This window comes from Paraburkholderia sp. 2C, from assembly GCF_054589215.1.
Genome location: NZ_BAAILL010000068.1, coordinates 92,728 through 111,416 on the forward strand (window position 1 = coordinate 92,728; position 18,689 = coordinate 111,416).

At 63.9% G+C, this 18,689-nt stretch carries 17 protein-coding genes and 1 pseudogene; 10 read left to right on the forward strand and 8 right to left on the reverse strand.

Annotated elements, in window-relative coordinates; genetic code table 11:
• The 5 genes from ACYPXD_RS31320 to ACYPXD_RS31340 all read right to left on the reverse strand — a co-directional run.
• Positions 1–3,292 (reverse strand): ATP-binding protein (locus ACYPXD_RS31320; protein WP_459721238.1); only part of this gene is annotated, 3,292 nt, incomplete at its 3' end.
• Between the two features lie 29 nt (positions 3,293–3,321).
• A complete protein-coding gene (aqpZ, locus tag ACYPXD_RS31325) occupies positions 3,322–4,080 on the reverse strand; it encodes an aquaporin Z (protein ID WP_459721241.1) in 759 nt (252 codons plus the stop codon).
• A 266-nt stretch (positions 4,081–4,346) separates the two neighbouring features.
• Positions 4,347–4,988: a response regulator gene (locus tag ACYPXD_RS31330; protein ID WP_459721244.1), complete on the reverse strand. Its 642-nt coding sequence runs from the start codon at positions 4,986–4,988 to the stop codon at positions 4,347–4,349.
• 201 nt (positions 4,989–5,189) lie between these two features.
• Positions 5,190–5,870, reverse strand: coding sequence for a response regulator (locus ACYPXD_RS31335; protein ID WP_459721247.1), 681 nt, complete (start codon positions 5,868–5,870; stop codon positions 5,190–5,192).
• 219 nt (positions 5,871–6,089) lie between these two features.
• Positions 6,090–6,722, reverse strand: coding sequence for a response regulator (locus tag ACYPXD_RS31340; RefSeq protein WP_459721792.1), 633 nt, complete (start codon positions 6,720–6,722; stop codon positions 6,090–6,092).
• 660 nt (positions 6,723–7,382) lie between these two features.
• On the opposite strand from ACYPXD_RS31340, the gene ACYPXD_RS31345 reads away from it, so the two are divergent.
• Positions 7,383–8,381 carry a hypothetical protein gene (locus tag ACYPXD_RS31345; protein WP_459721251.1) on the forward strand — a complete coding sequence of 333 codons (999 nt, stop codon included), beginning with the start codon at positions 7,383–7,385 and terminating at the stop codon, positions 8,379–8,381.
• Between the two features lie 82 nt (positions 8,382–8,463).
• Here the strand turns inward: ACYPXD_RS31345 and ACYPXD_RS31350 are convergent.
• Positions 8,464–9,060 (reverse strand): annotated as a pseudogene (locus ACYPXD_RS31350) (MFS transporter); the annotation flags it as partial.
• A 90-nt stretch (positions 9,061–9,150) separates the two neighbouring features.
• Between ACYPXD_RS31350 and ACYPXD_RS31355 the strand changes: the two are divergent.
• The 8 genes from ACYPXD_RS31355 (at position 9,151) to ACYPXD_RS31390 (ending at position 16,062) form a co-directional block, all read left to right on the forward strand.
• Positions 9,151–9,378 (forward strand): hypothetical protein, encoded by a 228-nt coding sequence (locus ACYPXD_RS31355; protein WP_459721255.1) that lies wholly within the window; start codon positions 9,151–9,153, stop codon positions 9,376–9,378.
• A 382-nt stretch (positions 9,379–9,760) separates the two neighbouring features.
• Positions 9,761–10,396: a c-type cytochrome gene (locus ACYPXD_RS31360; RefSeq protein WP_459721795.1), complete on the forward strand. Its 636-nt coding sequence runs from the start codon at positions 9,761–9,763 to the stop codon at positions 10,394–10,396.
• The gene (locus tag ACYPXD_RS31365; RefSeq protein WP_459721258.1) at positions 10,393–11,793 is read left to right on the forward strand and encodes a c-type cytochrome; all 1,401 of its coding nucleotides are present in this window, start codon (positions 10,393–10,395) and stop codon (positions 11,791–11,793) included. The genes ACYPXD_RS31360 and ACYPXD_RS31365 overlap by 4 nt, the downstream gene beginning before the upstream one ends.
• A 67-nt stretch (positions 11,794–11,860) precedes the next feature.
• Entirely contained in the window at positions 11,861–12,034 is a 174-nt protein-coding gene (locus tag ACYPXD_RS31370; protein WP_459721261.1) for a hypothetical protein, read from the forward strand.
• Between the two features lie 9 nt (positions 12,035–12,043).
• Positions 12,044–12,637: a cupredoxin domain-containing protein gene (locus tag ACYPXD_RS31375; RefSeq protein WP_459721264.1), complete on the forward strand. Its 594-nt coding sequence runs from the start codon at positions 12,044–12,046 to the stop codon at positions 12,635–12,637.
• On the forward strand, positions 12,624–14,249 hold the full coding sequence (locus tag ACYPXD_RS31380) for a b(o/a)3-type cytochrome-c oxidase subunit 1 (protein WP_459721269.1): 1,626 nt from the start codon (positions 12,624–12,626) through the stop codon (positions 14,247–14,249). Before ACYPXD_RS31375 ends, ACYPXD_RS31380 begins: the two co-directional genes overlap by 14 nt.
• Positions 14,246–15,070, forward strand: a complete 825-nt coding sequence (locus tag ACYPXD_RS31385; RefSeq protein ID WP_459721272.1) for a c-type cytochrome — start codon at positions 14,246–14,248, stop codon at positions 15,068–15,070. The genes ACYPXD_RS31380 and ACYPXD_RS31385 overlap by 4 nt, the downstream gene beginning before the upstream one ends.
• 188 nt (positions 15,071–15,258) lie before the next feature.
• Positions 15,259–16,062: a bestrophin-like domain gene (locus tag ACYPXD_RS31390; RefSeq protein WP_459721275.1), complete on the forward strand. Its 804-nt coding sequence runs from the start codon at positions 15,259–15,261 to the stop codon at positions 16,060–16,062.
• A gap of 16 nt (positions 16,063–16,078) precedes the next feature.
• On the opposite strand, the gene ACYPXD_RS31395 is transcribed toward ACYPXD_RS31390, so the two are convergent.
• Positions 16,079–17,002 carry a LysR family transcriptional regulator gene (locus tag ACYPXD_RS31395; protein WP_459721279.1) on the reverse strand — a complete coding sequence of 308 codons (924 nt, stop codon included), beginning with the start codon at positions 17,000–17,002 and terminating at the stop codon, positions 16,079–16,081.
• A 165-nt stretch (positions 17,003–17,167) separates the two neighbouring features.
• On the opposite strand from ACYPXD_RS31395, the gene ACYPXD_RS31400 reads away from it, so the two are divergent.
• Entirely contained in the window at positions 17,168–17,911 is a 744-nt protein-coding gene (locus ACYPXD_RS31400; protein WP_459721282.1) for an SDR family oxidoreductase, read from the forward strand.
• 125 nt (positions 17,912–18,036) lie between these two features.
• Here the strand turns inward: ACYPXD_RS31400 and ACYPXD_RS31405 are convergent, their stop codons facing one another.
• Complete coding sequence (locus tag ACYPXD_RS31405) at positions 18,037–18,537, reverse strand: c-type cytochrome (protein ID WP_459721286.1); 501 nt, start codon at positions 18,535–18,537, stop codon at positions 18,037–18,039.
• Between the last annotated feature and the right edge of the window lie 152 nt (positions 18,538–18,689).

Here is an 18,689-nt window from a genome sequence, read left to right on the forward strand (position 1 = left end):
CCGCATCGCGGCACGCTTTCAGATCTTCGGCCGCCGTATTCGCCGTAATGCCGACGATCGGCAGATGCGCCGCGCGGGGCGCTTGCACGTCACCGGCTTCCCTTTCGCGGATACGGCGCGCCAGTTCGTATCCCGAAAGATTCGGCATATGGCAATCGGTAATCAGAAAGCCGTAGCGCGTGCGTTCCAGCGCTTGCAGCGCTTCTTCGCCGTCGTTCACCACATCGCATGCGAAGCCGAGCAACGCAAGCTGATGGCGAATCAGTTCCTGATTGACCGGATGATCTTCGGCGACCAGCACGAGCCGGCCGCTTGCAATCGCGCGTTCGCGATCGGGCGGCGTGACCTGTGCGAGCGGCTCGCCGCGCGCCCGCTCGCGTGCGGGCTTGGGCGCGAGGCCGGTTAGCGCCGCCGCGCACGCTGCGCCAAGACCGCGCCATGAGATCGGATTGATGCTCACGCGCACCGTATCGTCGACGATCCGATAGCCGGTCGGCTTCGGCTTTTCGGTGAGGCGAATCAGGCGCGAGTGCGGTAGCGCGTGCGCCGCCACGTCAAAGCCATCGCCGATAAACACGAGATCGACGGCGGCGAGCGCGTGCGCGTCGCGCAGCTCCGGCGCGCCGTGAGACGCAGCGCGCAGTTCGATACCGAGCGCCGCGCCGAAATGCAGCAGCGCCTGCTGGACCCGGGTATCGGCCACCGCGACGAGGCCGCGCTTGCCGCGCAAACCGCCGGCCGTATAGCTCGGCGATTCGACCGGCATCAGCAGTTGCAGCGTCATCCGCGTGCCGACGTCGGGTGTGCTGTGCAATTCGAGCGTGCCGCCCATCAGATCGACGAGCTTGCGGCAAATCGTCAGCCCAAGCCCGGTGCCGCCGAAGCGGCGCGTCGTCGACGTCTCCGCTTGCACGAACGGCTCGAAAAGACGCGCCTGCACGTCGGGCGCGATGCCGATGCCGGTATCTTCGACGGTGATCTGAACCGTTTGCTCCGCCTCGGTGTGCTGTACGACCGCCACGTGCACGTCCACTTCGCCGGACGGCGTGAATTTGATCGCATTGCCGAGCAGATTGAAAAGGATCTGCCGCAGGCGCACGCTATCGCCGCGCACAACCGCCGCCACCTGCGGCTCGACATCGACGCGCACTTTCAGCCCTTTTTCATGTGCGCGCGCGGCGAGCAGCCCGACCGACGTATCGACCATGTCGCGCAGGTCGAGCGGCTCGGTTTCGATGGTGAGCCGCCCCGCTTCGATCTTCGAATAGTCGAGCAGGTCGTCGAGGATCTGCAGCAGCGCGCCGGCCGATTCGTGGATCATCCGCAGCATCTCGCCCTGGTCCGCATCGAGCCGTGTGCGTTCGAGCACTTCCACGAGCCCGAGCACGCCGTTCATCGGCGTGCGGATTTCGTGGCTCATCATCGCGAGAAAGTCGTCCTTTGCGCGCGACGCGGCCTCGGCGAGATCGCGGGCGCGCGCGAGTTCATCCGAGCGCAAACGCTCCGCGCTCGCATCGACCCAGTAGCCGCTCCAGACGGTACCGCCATCGGCTTCCGCGCGCGGCACGAGTTCCGCGCGCACCCAGCGCGAATCGTCGATGCTCGCCATCCGGAACTCGAGATGGACCGGCGCGGCCGCGCTCGCCGAGCGCTCGAGCGCGGCCATCACCAGCGGGCGGTCTGCCACGCTCACGCGGCCGAAGTTCACCGCGCCGCCGCGCATCAGCGTGCCGCTGTCGCGGCCGAGCCAGTATTTCGTGTCGCCGCCGATATACGGGAACGAATACGCGCCGTCGGGCGCGCGCCGCAACTGGAAGACAACGGCGGGCAACGATCGCGTCACGTCGAAGAGACGCCTTTCCGTTTCGCGTGCAAGCATCTCGGCGCGGCGAATGTCGGTGATATCGACGAGCGTGCCGAGCACGCACGATGGCGCGCCATCGACGTCGTGGCAAATACAGACCGAAAACAGGCCATGGCGCTCCTCGCCCGCGTGATCGCGAAACTGCAGTTCGGCTTCCGCGCGCTCGCCGGTCGCGAACGAATGCTGCGTCAAACGTTCGAGTCTCGCGATATTTTCTTCGCCCCACGCGAGGACATCGGCGCTCGTGCGGCCGATCACCGATGCACGGCTCAAGCCCGTCAACCGCTCGAATGCCTGATTGACGCCGATATAGCGCCCATCGAGATCTTTCGCGACGAGCGGGTACGGCACCATCTCCATCATCGTCTGCTGGAAGTTCAACTGCGCAGCGAGTTCGCGCTCCGTTTGTTCGCGACGCCGCACCTCGCGCTGCAGCAGCGAATACGCGCGCAAGGTCACGAGCAGCGTAACGCCGATGCCGATCAGAAGCGGCAATAAGCGCAAGGCCGTCACGGTCGGATTGCCGTCCTTGCGTGTGTCGCCGGCGGGCATGCTGGAAACCGCGTGCGCGCTATGCGCGTTCGCAATCCAGCGCGCGCGGATCGCGAGCGCCCTTTCCGGCGGCAACGCCGCCAACGCGCGATTGAGATCGTTGCGCCACGCATTCCGGCCGCGCGGCACCGCGAAGCGCAATTCGCTGTTGCGTGGACGTTCTTCCGATATGACCTTGAGCGCGGCGAATTCGTGGTGCGCAAGGTAGTGCTGCACGGCCGGCGTGTAGCCGAAATAGACATCGTCGTCGCCGCGTTCGACGGCATGCAAGGCCGCCGCCGTGTCTTCGAATGCATCGATGCGCGCGCGTGGAAAACGCTCGCGCAATACGCTGTCCAGCAGGAAGCCGCGTTCGACCGCAAGGCGCACTTCGCCGCTTCGCACGCGCTCGCCTGCGCCGATATCGTCTGCGCGCGTGACGACGGACGTCGACGCTTCGAAATACGGCGCGGTGAACGCGACGCAACGCTCGCGTTCCGGCGTGCGCGCGACGCTCATCAACACGTCGACCTGACTCGCGCATGCAGCGGCCAGCAGCTGCGGCATGTCGGCAAACGTTTTCACGTCGAATTCGACACTGGGGCCCGCGAGCGCGCGCAGGTAATCGACGCTGAGCCCGGTCAATTCGCCATCGTCGAACTCTTCGAACGGCGACCATCCGCTCGCCAGTACGCCGATCGTCAGCTTGTCAGGAAAGCTGCGCTCGCTGCGCGCATCGGATGACGACGCGGCATCGATTGGCGCGGGCGAGGCAAACAGCGCCCGATACACGGCGAACATTGCCACCAGAACCAGCGCGCGCACCATCCAGCGACCCAGTGAGCGGCCGACAGAACCATAAAACCGGGAACGCGCGTCGTTGTGGTTCTGCTTCATGGCGCGCTCGCGGCGGTCATGGCCCGGCATCAGCGGAACCCGCGGGGAGCGGCCGCGTCTTCACGCGCATTGTTCGCGCTGGCCGAGGTGGCCGCATCGCACAGCAACGGGTACGCCAGGCCCGCGAGCAGGCCGCCCGCCATCGGCGCCGCCCAGAATAGCCACAGCTGGTCGAGGGCCCAATCGCCGACGAACAGTGCCGCGGCGGTCGAGCGTGCCGGGTTGACCGATGCATTGGTCACGGGCGTCGCAATCAGATAGATCAGCGTGAAGCAGGCGCCGATCACGAACGGCGCAAACGACGCCAACCTGTTTCGCGCAGCCATCGTGAGATTGACGAAGACGAACACAAACGACATCGCGAACTCGACGGCAAGCGCCGCGCGGAGCCGGTAGTCCGACGGCGAATGATCATCGTAGCCGTTCGCGCCGAATGCGCTCGAGGTGAGATCGAAACCCGGCCGGCCGCTGGCTACGTAGGCGAGCAGTGCCGCGCCGAGCAGCGCGCCGACCAGTTGAGCCGCGATGTACGGCAACAGATCGCGAACCGGGAAACGCTGCGCAGTCGCGAAACCGACTGTCACCGCAGGATTGAAGTGCGCGCCCGAGAATCGTCCGAGTACCGCGATCGCCGTCGTCAACGCGAGACCGAACGCGAACGGCACTTCGAGCACGCCCCAACCCTGCTGCACCGCTCCCGCATTCAGGACCGCGCTGCCGCAGCCGACGAAGACGAGCCAGGCCGTACCGGCGCCTTCGACCACCAACCGTTTACCCAGGCTTGCCATTGCGATTCCCGTCCGTGCGTCACGTGTCGACAAAGGCCAGCCTGCGATGGCTACCCCTCAGTGTTGCGCCACTCGCATATCGTTGTGCATAACGAATCATCTCCGGGCGCGGCATGCCCGGCTGCGGCCGGGCGCGACCGCAAATTGTCGAGTCGACGCCGCGCGAGGTTAATCGGACTATTCTTAAATGAAGGAAACGCTGAACAAGTGTGTGAACTTTGTTCGACGTTCGCTGCGTCAAGCAACGAAAGCGCGCGGATTCGGCATCACGTCAGACCGATCTGCCTTGCATAGGCGATCAGACTGAGTTCGGTTTCAAGCCCGAGCTTGCGCATCGCGTTGCGCTTTTGCGTGCTGATCGTCTTGCCGCTGCGCGCGAGACGCGCGGCGATCTGCTGGATCGTCAGGCCTTCCACGTAGAGCCGGAACACTTCCCACTCGCGTGCGCTCAATACCGCGGCGCCCGGCTGGGCTTTCGTGGCGTCGCCGATCGCTTCCCGGACGTGCTTCGATAAATAGCGTCGCCCCGCATGCGCGGCCTCGATGGCCGTGATCAGCGAAGCGGCAGCGTCGCGCTTGTCGACGATCGCGGCGGCGCCCATGTGCAGCAGTCCAGCCAGCGTTCTGGTTTGATGGATCATCGTCAGAATGACAATCGGCACTTGAGGCATGAAACGCAGCGTGCGCCGCAGAAAGAGAATGGCGTTGCTCTCGCCGTCGATGCCCGGCATGCCGATGTCCGAGACGATCAGATCGCACGGGCACGTGTCGAGCAATTCGGCAAGCTCGAGCGTGTCCGACGCCACGCCCACCACCGACATATGGGCGACGCTGTCGAGCAGTTTGCCGACACCAAGCCGAACACTGCTGTGATCATCGGCGATGATGATCCGGATAGTCTGATTCATCTTCTTCTTGTGTGTGCATGTGGACAGTCCCCGCTCGTTGCGCATCCCCGGGATCTGTGCCACGAGTTGTGCCTGCCTCCCGCCGCACCACGTCATCCTCGCTGTCGCCGCCATCGTAGCGGCGGCGAACAGCGAGGATGAGGATGCGATGGTCTACCTGCGCGATGGCTGGCCGATCGACGCGTGGCGGCCGATGACGGCCTACGGACGATCGGCGGAAACGACACCGTGTTCAACGGCAAACCTGAACAGGTCCGCGTCGGTATGCAGCGACAATTTGCGCATCGCCGTGCACTTCTGTGCGCTGATGGTCTTAACGCTGCGGCCGAGTCTCAGCGCGATCTCAGTCACTCCCAAGCCGGAAGCGTAGTGAGTCAGAACTTCGAGTTCGCGCCGAGACAACATCTGACGCACGTAGTCGAGTCTGCGCGCAATCGTCGCATTCGCGAGCAGCGCGCGGATAGCGGGCCCGAGATAGCACTCGTGTGCAAGTGCGGTAATGATTGCAACGTGGATCAGGTCGATCCGGTCACGCTTGCTAACGACGGCGCCGACGCCGAGCGCTATGACCTTCTGCAAGGCTTCCGCTTCCGTTTCCATGGTCAGCACGACGAGCACGACTTCCGGGAAACGCGTCCTGAATTCGCGGACCATGTCGAGTCCATCTCCATACGCGCCACCCGGCATGTACAGATCCATGACAACCAGATCGCACGACACTCGCCCCGCTTCGGCGAACAACTGCGAAGAATCTGTAGCGCGTCCCACAACTTCCATATTGGGATACGTTGACATCAGATTCTCGATCGCCAGCAGCACGAGCGGATGATCGTCGGCAATGATCGTTCGAACTGACGTGGTGATGTCGTTCCTGGCATTCATTGAAAAAAGCTCCTTTTGATCCGTGTCCTAAGGCCAAATAACGGAGCGTTAGCTGTACCCGGCGAGAATCATGCATTTAATGCCGGACAGACATAAGATTGCTCCGAATTAGCAATCAGAAATCGCAACAAAACACATTCGATGACTAAAGAATTTCGGGTCATGTAAGACCGGGGGCGCATAACCCGATCGCGCAAGACCGGGCCATGTCAGAACGCGTCACGCGAGACCGTGTGCACGCACAAAAGCGAACAGCCCCGGATCGTTGTTCACGCCCAGCTTTGCCATCGCGTCGCGCTTCTGACGGCTGACCGTGCGCACGTCGCGGCCGAGATGCTGTGCGATCTCCGAGATCGAATGACCACGGACGAACATGCGCAGCACCTCCGTCTGGCGCGGCGACAGGTCGCGCATCGGCAGCAGGTTCAGCGTTTCGCCGTTGCTGGACGAGAGCACATCGCGCACCGATCGGCTCACGTGCGAACGCCCCGCGCCGGCCGCGCGAATCGCGGCCGCGAGTTCGTCCATCGACTCGATCTTGTTCAGCATGCCGAGCACGCCGGCCGCGATGATCGAACGAAGAATCGCTGCGTTGGTCAGGCTCGTCAGCACGACGATGCGCACCTGCGGCCAGTCGCTGCGAATGCGCCGGATCAGGCGCAACCCGTCCTCGGCATCGCCTGATTCGTTCGGCATGGCGAGATCGGTGACGAGCACGTCGCATGCGGTGGTCTGCATCACCTCGAACAGCGACGACGGATTCGTTGCTTCACCGACCACACGCACATCGCACTGTTCTGCGAGCGTGGCCTGGATGCCGAGCAGTACGAATGGATGGTCGTCCGCCAGAATGACTCGTAGCTTCACGGATGCTCCCTCGGTATTTGTTTGTTGTTGGTGTTCCTGACGCGCCCGTTCGCCATGACATGGAGAACAGGGGGCTTCGACATTGCGGCCTGGCTGGACTTCCGGCCAAGGGTGCTTAAGACCGTTGGTGCTTGAGGACCAATAGAGGCGGCAAAAGGCGTGCGGGAATCGTAATCAAAACATCTTGCGTAAGAAATTAGAATCAGAGAGTTCCGAATCGTCAAGATTCGAAAGAAGTCAATAAAATAACCGATCAGGATTACCAAGTTAACCTATTTAATTTCCGAGTCTCAACTTTCACTTTTCTTTGAAGGAATATCTGAAACTTCCCGCCGAATATTCCGATGCAGTCCGCCGCGTGCTCATGGCTACCCTAAGAAAGCAAACTAAAGCGACTGATCGTCTTGTCAATTCTTATCAGTTCCTTCGCCGTTGCGATTTCAGATGGGGCACATAGCTGCATACCCAAGGCCACTGTGGCAAAGTGTCGGTAAATGACGGTGCGGCATCAGGTATATCTGATTTGAACAATTGTTAAATCAGACAAAGTTTGCCAATGCCTTGCTTTCCTTTTAATTCTCTGTATAGGAGGAAGTGCCAGTGGCTCGTTTGATGCCTGTCGATCCTGGCGTATTGAAATTTAAGTTGACTGACCAGACATCACGCTCCCGGCTGCTTCGTCTGCTTACCACGGTGCTCGTCGGGGCCGGCGCATGCCACGCGCAGCGTGCAAGCGCACAGGAATTCGCGCTCTTCGGCGGAGCGCTGACGGGCGCAGGCTCACACACGTACTCGTGGGCGTTCGACTATCAGGAGGGACTCGGCAAATACGCGGCGCTCGGCATCACATGGCTCAACGAGGGCCACCTGCCCGACCATCATCGCGACGGCCAGAGCATTCAGATCTGGGGACGGCTGCCGCTCGAGAACCGGCGCTTCGTGCTATCGGCAGGCGTCGGGCCTTATCGATACTCCGATACCGTGTCGAATGGCCCAAACGGCTTCGAGAACAACCATGGCTGGGGCGCGTTGATGAGCGTGCGCGCGGCGTATTACACATCGGATCGCTGGATCATGCAGCTGCAGCTGAACCGCGTGCAGCTCAACGGCGGTCCGAATACGACAGGCGTGCTGTTCGGTGTCGGCTATCAGCTCGACGCGCCCGACGAGCCGGGTCCGCGCGACCGCCCGGTTGCGCGCAAGGATCGCGTGACCCATAACGAATTCACGGTGCTTGCGGGTGAGACGATCAAGAACTCGCTCGACTCCGAATCGGGCTTCTCGACGAGCGTCGAGTACCGGCGAGGTCTCTTCAAGTACCTCGACTGGACTGCATCCTACCTGCACGAAAACGTGCCCGCCGCCGTGCGGCGCAACGGGCTCGCCGCGCAGCTCTGGCTCACGCGCGCGTTCTTCAACGAGCATCTGACGCTCGCGGCCGGCGCGGGCGCCTACTACGCGATCGACGTCTTCAACTCGCCCGGCTCGGCCGGTATCAAAGGCACGATATCGGGACTCGTGTCGCTATCCGCGAGTTACCGGCTCAGCAAACATTGGCTTACGCGGCTCACGTGGAACCGGGTGGTCACGCGCAACAGCCTCGACGCGGACATGATTCAGGCAGGCATCGGCTACCGGTTCTGACAGACGCCCATCCATACGAAGGCGTTCACTCATCTGTCGGCGCGCAATCCGGTCGATGACGGGGCTGCACATCGGAGCACAGTCAGACCCGCGCGGTAGTCGAGCGCACCGTTGCGCGCGGACGCGGCGGCCGCGGGAACACGCGCACCGCCACAAGCGCGCAAACACCCGCCGCCGCCCACACTGCAGGCCATGAACCTGTCGACAAAAAAAGCGGAATGGTCAGCGGCGTGATGAACAACGTCATGAACGCACCGGTGTTACCCATCGCAAGCGCGGTGCCTGCGCGACTTGTGCCGGCGAGCGTGGCGAGTTCCGCGAACGCGACGCCATGCCACGCCGATGCGCTCAGGCTGGCCACGGCGCGCATGCCCGCAAGCATCAAACGTTGCGCTTCGCCGCTGGGGCCGGTGCCCGTCATCAGCATCACGACGATCGCGATCAACGCAAATAGCAGCGCGGTAATGAGACTGCACGCGCGCAGGTACGCGCGCCGGTTGCCGCGCCGATCGGTCCAGCTGCCGCTCCAGATAGGTGCGACGGCTGCACCGGCTTGCGCGGTCGCGAGGGTCGCGCTGATCGTCATCAGATTCGCGTGAGCGAAGTCATGCAGAAAGACAGCCGCAGACGTGACGACCGCAAGCTGCGGCACGCAAAGCACGCCGATACCGAGCGCGACGCAATGCCCAGTCCGAGCATCCCGAGCACAAGGCCCAATCCGCCGTTGGCACGGTGATAGTCCGCGCGCAGATACACCGCGGTCGCCGGGATGCCCGAGAACGCGGCAGCAAAGCTCGCGCTCAAGGCGGCCCTTGGCATTTCATGTCTCAACGGATCGTCGCTTGGCGCGGGACTCGTGCCATGCGCGGCGAACATCGGTCTGCCCGCACTGCCGTCCGTCGGATTCCATCGGCTGCCGGCACGCGTGGGAGAAAGCGGGCGCGTCAGCCAGGCACGCGCCGCATTCGCGCAGTTGCTCGCCTCCGCCGGACCGTGAACGCGAACATGTCATGCGCATGACGGCCGCGCCGCGCGAACAGGAATTTGCTCGTTAATAGACATGGATCAAAAGGATCAAGCACCCTCCGTTGAAAGCTCAAACGAGGGCACGTATGATGGACAGGATTCGCAGTAGCAGGTAGCAGACTGTCGCGGGGCGTTCAGGTCCCGCGAGGGTGCAAAACAATTCGAAGTAAAACCAACCCCCACTACCTACGAGGCCCCTCGTGCGTCGCGGAACTGTCGGCATATCGGTCGTGCTTTTCGTGAGCCTGTTACTGGCCGACGCGGCCATTCCAGCTTTCGCGGCCAATGCCGCCGCCGAGGCGGGCAGCCCGGCCTCGGCGACCCGAACCGCGACCCCAACGGCCACGCCGGGCATGGCTGCATCGATGCCATCGGCCATGGATGAACGGATGCACGCGTGCACGACCTGTCATGGCGTACAGGGCCAGGGCCGCAACAACGATTACTTTCCTCGCATCGCGGGCAAACCAGCGGACTATCTGTTCAACCAGCTGATCGCGTTTCGCGACGGCGGCCGCACCTATCCGCCGATGGGCTATCTGCTCGCGTTTCTGCCCGACCCTTATCTGCACAAGATCGCCGAATATTTCGCCGCGCTGCAACCGCCATATCCGAACCCGGACACGCAGCCGCTGCCGGCAAGCGTGCTCGACTACGGCAAGAAGCTCGTCACGCAAGGCGACCCGTCGCGCAAGCTGCCGGCCTGCGCATCCTGTCACGGCGCGCGGCTCACCGGCACGCAGCCCGGCATTCCGGGCCTGCTCGGCCTGCACGCGAGCTATATCGCCGGACAGATGGGCACGTGGCGCTCGGGCACGCGACACGCGATCGCGCCCGACTGCATGCATACGATCGCCGTCAAGCTGACTGACCGCGACATCACGGCGGTGTCGAGCTGGCTCGCGCGGCAGCCGCGGCCCGACGATCCGACGCCCGCGCCGAAGCAAACGGGGCGGCTGCCGATGGCATGCGGGAGTCAACCGGAATGAAGCCGATCTTCTATCCCGCTGGATTGATGAAGCGCGTGAGCCTGTCGTTCGTGACCCGGTCGTTCGTGACCCGGTCGTTCGCGACCCGTTCATTCGCAACCCGAACCGCCCTCACGCTCGTCGCCCTCGCCTGCGCCGCCACGCTCGCGCAAACGCCGTTCACTGCAAAAGCGCACGCGGCCGAAGCGGCCCGAACCACGGCCGCGACCGGCGCCCCCGCGAGCGCCCCGGACACCCGCCCAGAAGTCGTGATCCGCGGCGAATACCTCGCGCGCGCCGGAGACTGCGTCGCCTGCCACACGGCGCCGCGCGGCAAGACCTTCGGCGGCGGCCTCGCGATGGAAACGCCGTTCGGCACGCTGTATTCGCCGAACATCTCGCCCGACGTGCAATACGGCATCGGCACATGGAGCGCCGATGCGTTCTTCAACATGATGCGCACGGGCAAAGCGCCCGACGGCAAGCTTATCTACCCGGCCATGCCGATCGCGCAATACACGAAGGTCACCCGCGAGGACTCCGACGCAATCTTCGCGTACCTGATGTCGGTGCCGCCCGTGCATCAGCCGAACCGCCCGCACGAACTGCGCTTCCCGTTCAATCATCGCGACCTGCTGATCGGCTGGCGCTCGCTGTACTTCCGTGAAGGCGAGTTCAAGCCCGACCCGACGCGCTCGGTCGAATGGAACCGCGGCGCGTATCTCGTCGAAGGGCTCGGTCACTGCACGATGTGCCACACGAAGATCAACATGCTCGGCGGCTCGTCGCGCGACAAGCAGTTCGCGGGCGGCCTGATTCCGGTGCAGAACTGGTACGCGCCGTCGCTAACCTCGGACAAGGACGGCGGCCTCGGCGACTGGAGCATCAAGGACATCGTCGACCTGCTGCAAGCGGGCATTTCCGATCGCGGCGCCGTGTACGGCCCCATGGCTGAAGTGACGTACCACAGCCTCCAGTACATGACCGACGACGACGCCAGGGCGATGGCTATCTACCTGAAGTCGCTGCCGGATAACGATCCCGGCCGCAAGACGGGCCCGTCGGCAAAGGCCGATCCGAAGATATTCGCGCGAGGCGAACACATCTACGCGGACAAATGCGCGATGTGCCACGGCGCGAACGGCGAAGGCAAGCTGCAGCACTACCCGCCGCTCGCGCGCAACCAGTCGATCGAAATGGACTCGGCCGTCAACCCGATCCGTATCGTGCTGAACGGCGGCTTCCCGCCCGGCACGCGGCGCAACCCCGAACCCTACGGCATGCCGCCGTTCGCGCAGGAACTGAACGACGCCGATGCGGCCGCCGTGGTTACGTATATCCGCACCGCGTGGGGCAATCACGGGCTGCCGGTGACGCCGAAAGAAGTCAACGATTTGCGCAACGCGCCGCTACGCTGAAAACGCGCGGCGCGGCCGCGTCACGAGGCCTGCCGCCTCGAACCCCTTGCATCGGGAGATCATGCAGATGGACGTCAACGAATCCTCCAGCGCCGGCGCTTCCGACGAAGACGTCGAGCGCATCGTCGCCGCCGGACCGGGCGGCGCGATCGCGCTCGCCGGCGTCGCCGCGCTCGTCGTGCTGGCGATCTGGATCGGCTTCTACTTTCTCGTGTTCCTGCCGCGTGGCGTCATCCAGTAACCGCTAATCATGTCGAGCCAATCTTCCGATCAACGAAACGGCCCACCGGGCGGCAAGCGCGCCGCCGAACGGGTCGCCGCCCTCGCCGAGCGCCGCTGGGCCTGGTTCGCCGGCGCGATCATTCTGCTGATGCTCGTCGTCGTGGTGTTCACGGGACTGCATTGGGCGATCATGCCGCCCTCGCGCGTCGAGACCATCGATCCGTCGCGGCTGCAAATTTCAGGCGAATTCGTCGAGAGCAATCTTGGCAGCGCGGTCGAACCGGACGGCTCGGTCATCGTGCGATTTATCGCGCAGCAATACTCGTTCACGCCGCAGTGCCTGCTCGTGCCGACCGATACGCCGGTCACGCTGCGCACGACGAGCGCGGACGTCGTGCATGGCCTGCTGATCGCCGACACCAACGTCAACACGATGGTCGTGCCCGGCTACGTCGCCACGCTCACGACACACTTCGACAAACCCGGCGAGCACCTGATGCCATGTCACGAGTTCTGCGGCTTCGGCCATCAGACGATGTGGGCGCACGTCAAGGTGATCGACAAGGCCGCCTTCTTCGAGCAGGCACGACAAAACCGGAGGCTCAGCTGTGTTGCACGCTAGGCGACTCGTTCTCGCGCATTTCTGGCTCGCGTTTATCGCGTTCATCGTCGCGCTGTTTCTCGGCGCCTGGCAGATGCTCGTGCGCAGCCCGCTGCATCCGTGGATCGGCAACCCCGAGCTCTACTACCGTTCGGTGACCGAGCACGGCACGGTAATGGCGTACGTACTGCCCACACTGGTTGCGATGGGCTTCGGCTATGCGATCGTCGAACTCGCGCTGAAGCAGGCGCTGGTCGGACTCAAGTGGGGCTGGGCCGGTTTCATCCTGCTCGCGATCGGCGCCGTGGTCGCGACGATTCCGGTCGCAATGGGCCGCGCATCGGTGCTTTACACGTTTTATCCGCCGATGGTCGGCAGCGCGTTCTATTACATCGGCGTCGTGCTCGTCGTCGTCGGATCGTGGATCTGGGTCGCGCTGATGCACGTGAACCTCCGCGTATGGAAGCGTGCGAACCCCGGCAAGCCGGTGCCGCTCGCCATGTTCGCGAATGTCGCCGGCGCGTATCTGTGGGCGTGGACGGCCGTCGGCGCCGCCGTCGAGATCCTGTTCCAGATCCTGCCTGTCGCACTCGGTCTGAAGTCGACCATCGATGCGGGTCTTGCACGCGTGCTCTTTTCGTGGACGCTTCACGCGATCGTCTACTTCTGGCTGATCCCCGCGTATATCGCGTACTACACGATCGTGCCGCGCGCGATCGGCGGGCGTCTGTACAGCGATTCGATGGCGCGCGTGTCGTTCATCCTGTTCCTCGTATTCGCGATGCCGATCGGCATTCACCATCTGTTCGCCGATCCTCAGGTCGGTTCAGGCTTCAAGTTCCTGCATGCGGTGTTCACCGGCATGGTGTCGGTGCCGACGCTGCTCACCGTGTTCACGATCTGCGCATCGGTTGAAATCGCCGGGCGCCTGCGCGGCGGCAAGGGTGCGTTCGGCTGGCTCGCCGCCTTGCCGTGGCGCAACCCGATGATGCTCGTCATCGCTTTCTCGTTCATCATGCTCGGTTTCGGCGGCGCCGGCGGGCTCATCAACATGAGCTATCAGCTGAACGAATCGGTGCACAACACGCAGTGGGTCACCGGCCACTTCCATCTGATTTTCGGCGGCGCGATCGTGATCATGTACTTCGCGATTGCGTATGAACTGTGGCCGCAGCTCACCGGCCGCGCACTCGGTCACGTCGGGCTGATCCGCACGCAGTTGTGGCTCTGGTTCATCGGCATGATGGTCATGACGATTCCCTGGCACTACGTCGGGTTGCTCGGCGCGCCGCGCCGCATGGCTTACTACGACTACAGCGCGCCCGGCATCGAGCCGCAGGCCGTGTGGGTCGCCATGTCGGCATTCGGCGGCCTCGTGCTTGTCGTCTCCGGTCTGATGTTTATCTATATCCTCGTGAAGGGGCAGTTCGGCCCCGTCGAGCAGCCGAAGCCGTTCGGCTTCAGCGTGCCCGCGCATCCGGTCGACCGCGTGCCGGCGGCGCTCAACGGATTCGGCTTGTGGGTCGCGCTGATGATCGGCCTGACCGTCGTCAACTACAGCGTGCCGATCGCGCAGCTGCTGGCGCTGCCGCAAACTTCCGTGCCCGCGGTGGCGGTAGGAGCGTCGCGATGAGTGAAGAGCGCGTATTCAGCTTCCGCAATCGCTGGTTCACCGCGAGCGTCGGCTATACGCTCGCCATCGCGATCGTCGCGATACTGATCGGCTTTATCTGGCTGCCGTCGAAACATCCGGACTTCACGCGCGGCGGCCTGTGGGCAACCATTTGCCGCGCGGCCGGCGCGCCGGAGTCGTGGTACAGCGGTGCGCCCGATATCGCGGGCGCGCCGCCGAGCGACGTAATCGTGCTGCCGCCGTTGCACCGCGCGCATGCCGATGCGGTATCGATCGGCCGTGGCGCGACGCTCGCGCAAAATTGCTCGATGTGCCATGGCGTGCAAGGCGTCGTGATGGTCACGTCGCCGGTGCTCGCGGGCCAGTATGCGGATGTGATCTACAAGGAGCTGCGCGACTACCAGAGCGGCCAGCGTCCGAACTCGATCATGCCGCCCATCATCCGCAATCTGAACGACCGCGATCTGCACGACCTCGCCGCCTACTATGCGTCGCTGCCGCGGCCCGGTCCGGCGGAGGCGGGCGAAGCGGCGGCGGGCGCGGAAAACGGCGCCGAAAGCCGCGCCATTCGCAAGCTCGTCAACGAAGGCGACCCGATGCGCAATATCGCGCCGTGCGCGGCCTGTCACGGCGAGCGCGATCGCAAGGGTGCGGCGCCGTGGCTCGGCGGCCAGTCTTCGGTTTATCTCGCAGGGCAACTGCGGCTCTTCGCCAGCGGCCAGCGCCACAACGACATCAACGAGCAGATGCGCAACGTGGCCCGCAACATGACACCGGAGGAAATCGACGGCGTCGCGAAGTATTACGCGGCACGGCCGTAAACCGTTCACGGGCAGCAACGCTCAGGAAGACACGCATTGCACTTCACGGACGATAAGGGCACATTGCCGGATTGATCGCGCCCGCATCGTCCCTGCAGTGTCCCGCCACCGACCGCGCATGGTCGTCGCATGGTCGTCGCAGGGGCCTCGTACGCCGGCGCTGCATTTTGCGTCACGGAGCCCGTCCGATGCAGGAAATCACTTCAGCGCTCGTCGTGTTCGTTGTGCTGCTCATCGGCACCGCGATCGGCTGGTTCGTCAAGCCGCTCCTGCCGGAAGAACACAAGGCGCATGAAACCGTTCAGCTGATCCAGCTCGTGATCGGCATGCTCGTGACGTTCGCGGCGCTCGTGCTCGGTCTGCTCACCGCTTCCGCCAAAAACAGCTTCGATACGGTCGGCAACGACTTTCGCGCGTATGCGGCGGACCTGATCCAACTCGATCAGACGTTGCGCGAATACGGTACGGAGGCCGAACCGGTGCGCGCGATGCTGCGCGTCTATACGGCCGAAGCGATCGCATCGACGTGGCCGAATGAGGCACCGCCGCCCGGCAATTACTACCCGAAGCGCGCCTTTCCATCGACCGTCTATAACCAGCTCGAAAGCATCGAGCTCGGCGAAATGCTCAACGCCGCGACGATAAAGGCGCGCAGCCTGAGAGTGCAAAGCGCCGCGCAACAGCATGCGCTCGACCAGATACTGGGCCAGTTCGACCAGCTGGTGGCCGCGCGCTGGAAGCTGCTCGAAGAGGCGCACAGCTCGATCTCGCGGCCCTTCCTGATGACGCTCGCGTTCTGGCTATTCGTGATCTTTCTGAGCTTCGGGCTGATCGCGCCGCGCAACGCGCTCGCGCTCGTGATGATCTCGCTCGGCGCGGTGTCGATTGCGTCGGCCATGTATGTGATCGTCGACCTCGACACGCCGCTGACCGGCCCGCTCACCGCGTCGAGCCAGCCGATGCGCGATGCGCTGGCGCATCTGAACCGCTAGCCGCATCGGCCGCGGGTTAGGCCTTGCCCGCCGTGCGTGCTGTCGCGGCAGGCGCGGCCGCCTCGAACACTTCGCGCAACCAGTCCGCGAAGGCCCGCACGCGCGACGACAGCTGCCGGTTCTGCGGATAAAGCACCGTGACCGGCATGGGCGGCGGCGCGTATTGCGCGAGGACGATCTTCAACTGCCCGCGCGCGAGTTCATCGGCAATCCGGTAGCGCGGCACCTGGATGAGCCCGAGGCCCGAGAGCGCCGCTCCGGTGTACAGATCCGCCGACGTCACCGCGACGATTCCGCCGATGGCAACCTCGCTCACGCGAGCATCGACGGTAAATTCGAACGGCATCGGGCTGCCGCTCGCGCTCGACACGAAGTTCACCGCGCGATGCGCGCGTAGTTCGTCGAGGGTTCGGGGTTCGCCGTACGCCTCGAGATACGCGGGGCTTGCGACCGTCACCTGCTCGAGCCGCGCCAGACGCCGCCCGACCATCGACGAATCCTGCAGCGTTCCCGCGCGCAGCACGCAATCGACACCCTCGCGCACGAGGTCGACGAACCGGTCGTCGTCGGCGAGATGCAGCTCGATCTGCGGAAAGCGGCCCAAAAACTGCGGCAGCGCCGGCATCACGAAGTGGCGCGCCAGCGTGCCTTGCAGGTTGGCCCGCAACAGCCCCTTGGGCGCAACATGGCGGAACGAGCCTTCGGCCTCGTCGAGGTCGGCGAGCAGCCGCAGGCACCGTGCGTAATACGCTTCGCCGTCGTGCGTGAGCCGCACCGACCGCGTCGTGCGCTCGAGCAGCCGCGCGCCCAGACGCGCCTCCATCCGCTTCATGAGGTTCGTCACGGTTGCGCGTGGAATCTGCAGATCGTCCGACGCGCGCGTGAAGCTTTGCCGCTCGGCGATCCGCACAAAGACCTGCATTTCCTGAAACCGATCCATGTTCCGCTCCGTCGCGCCGGGATGGTGAGCCCTGTGCCGAATCGTAGTTCGGCCCGTTTGTTAAAGCAAACGGAATGATTACGGCAACTTATAGCTGATTATCTGCGCGCACGCGTCGTCCATCATTCGTTTCACCCGCTCAACAACTTTCAAACGGAACGAATCATGAACACGATCAGGAACGAAAAAGTGGCTCTCGTCACCGGCGCGGCACGCGGCATCGGCGCTTCGGTCGCCTCGCGGCTTGCGGCGGACGGGTTCGCCGTTGCAATCAACTATGCATCGAGCTCGAAGGAAGCCGAGGCGCTCGTCGCCGAACTGCGCGAGGAAGGCACGATGGCGATTGCCGTGAAGGCCGACGTGGCGGATCCCGTCGATGTGCGCCGCATGTTCGACACGGTCGAAAAAGAACTCGGCAAGGTCGACGTGCTCGTCAACAATGCTGGCGTGATGACGGTCGTGCCGCTCAACGACACCACCGACGAAGCCTTCGAGCGGACCATGAACACCAATGTGCGCGGCACGTTCAACACGATGCGCGAGGCATGGTCGCGGATTGCCGAAGGTGGCCGCATCATCAATTTCTCGAGCACGTCGATCGGGCTCAACAAGCCGGGCTATGCGCTGTACAACGCGTCGAAGGGTGCGGTCGAAGCGCTGACGCGCGTGTATTCGCAGGAATTGCGCGGCCGTAATGTCACAGTGAACGCGGTCGCACCGGGACCGGTCGGCACCGAACTTTTCTATAAGGGCAAGACCGAAGAGCAGATCCAGGCTTTCGCGAACATCCCGCCGCTGCAACGCCTCGGGCGGCCCGATGAAATCGCGGCGGTCGTGTCGTTCCTCGCGGGCCCCGACGGCGCCTGGGTGAACGGGCAAGTCCTCCGTGCGAACGGCGGCGCCGCGTGAGGAAGGACAGCGGGAAGAACGGTGAGAAGAACGGCGTGATGCGCTGGACCTGAAGATCAGCAGTTCGAAGATCTCGCAAGGATCTCGGGCAACGACTTCAGGCGCCCGCGCGCATCACGCGTCGCTCAATTGAGCGAGTGAAGGTAAGCCGCCACGGCTCGCGCGTCGTGTTCGTCCAGCCGGTAATTGGGCATGGGCGGACGCGCGGTTCCGCCGCTCGGTGTATGGCCGGTTTCGAGAAACGTCGTGAGTTGCGCTTCCGTGTAGCCGGCCGGCAGACCCGCGAGTCTAACCGAGCGATTGGTAAAGCCTGGCACGGGTACATCCGGCGTGATGTGAAGCTCCGCGCCCTGCAGATCCTGCGCGGCAATCGGCATCCCGTGGTCGTCCTTCGGCGTATGGCAGTCGATGCACATGCCGACGCGATGCACGATGTAATTGCCGTGTGCGATCAGCGCGGCCTGCGAATCGACGGGAGGCTTCGCGAAACCGGTCGCCGGAACCCATGCGAGCGGCAGCGCCAGCACGTAAAGCGCGCTTACGGCGCGGCGCGCGAGGCGTGCGGCATGCGGGTCGCGTAACACGCGTCCGATAAGCGAAACAGACTTCGAAGGGTTGTCCGTCATCTCATTGTTCTCCAACGGGTGGGTAGGGCGCCGCGGGCGAATGCCGTGGCCGCCTTTATCGGGGCGCAATATCACCGCCTCGCCGCCAAAAAACACCGTTGAAAATCGCTTTATTCCGTGTGCTTAAACCACAAAACGGTTAAATCGAATCG

What these genes read in the sequence shown, in the direction of transcription:
- aqpZ (WP_459721241.1), bottom strand. Translation starts at nt 4,080, where the DNA reads ATGGCAAGCCTGGGTAAACGGTTGGTGGTCGAAGGCGCCGGTACGGCC.
- ACYPXD_RS31330 (WP_459721244.1), bottom strand. Translation starts at nt 4,988, where the DNA reads ATGAATCAGACTATCCGGATCATCATCGCCGATGATCACAGCAGTGTT.
- ACYPXD_RS31335 (WP_459721247.1), bottom strand. Translation starts at nt 5,870, where the DNA reads ATGAATGCCAGGAACGACATCACCACGTCAGTTCGAACGATCATTGCC.
- ACYPXD_RS31355 (WP_459721255.1), top strand. Translation starts at nt 9,151, where the DNA reads ATGCCCGAGAACGCGGCAGCAAAGCTCGCGCTCAAGGCGGCCCTTGGC.
- ACYPXD_RS31360 (WP_459721795.1), top strand. Translation starts at nt 9,761, where the DNA reads ATGGCTGCATCGATGCCATCGGCCATGGATGAACGGATGCACGCGTGC.
- ACYPXD_RS31365 (WP_459721258.1), top strand. Translation starts at nt 10,393, where the DNA reads ATGAAGCCGATCTTCTATCCCGCTGGATTGATGAAGCGCGTGAGCCTG.
- ACYPXD_RS31370 (WP_459721261.1), top strand. Translation starts at nt 11,861, where the DNA reads ATGGACGTCAACGAATCCTCCAGCGCCGGCGCTTCCGACGAAGACGTC.
- ACYPXD_RS31375 (WP_459721264.1), top strand. Translation starts at nt 12,044, where the DNA reads ATGTCGAGCCAATCTTCCGATCAACGAAACGGCCCACCGGGCGGCAAG.
- ACYPXD_RS31385 (WP_459721272.1), top strand. Translation starts at nt 14,246, where the DNA reads ATGAGTGAAGAGCGCGTATTCAGCTTCCGCAATCGCTGGTTCACCGCG.
- ACYPXD_RS31390 (WP_459721275.1), top strand. Translation starts at nt 15,259, where the DNA reads ATGCAGGAAATCACTTCAGCGCTCGTCGTGTTCGTTGTGCTGCTCATC.
- ACYPXD_RS31395 (WP_459721279.1), bottom strand. Translation starts at nt 17,002, where the DNA reads ATGGATCGGTTTCAGGAAATGCAGGTCTTTGTGCGGATCGCCGAGCGG.
- ACYPXD_RS31400 (WP_459721282.1), top strand. Translation starts at nt 17,168, where the DNA reads ATGAACACGATCAGGAACGAAAAAGTGGCTCTCGTCACCGGCGCGGCA.
- ACYPXD_RS31405 (WP_459721286.1), bottom strand. Translation starts at nt 18,537, where the DNA reads ATGACGGACAACCCTTCGAAGTCTGTTTCGCTTATCGGACGCGTGTTA.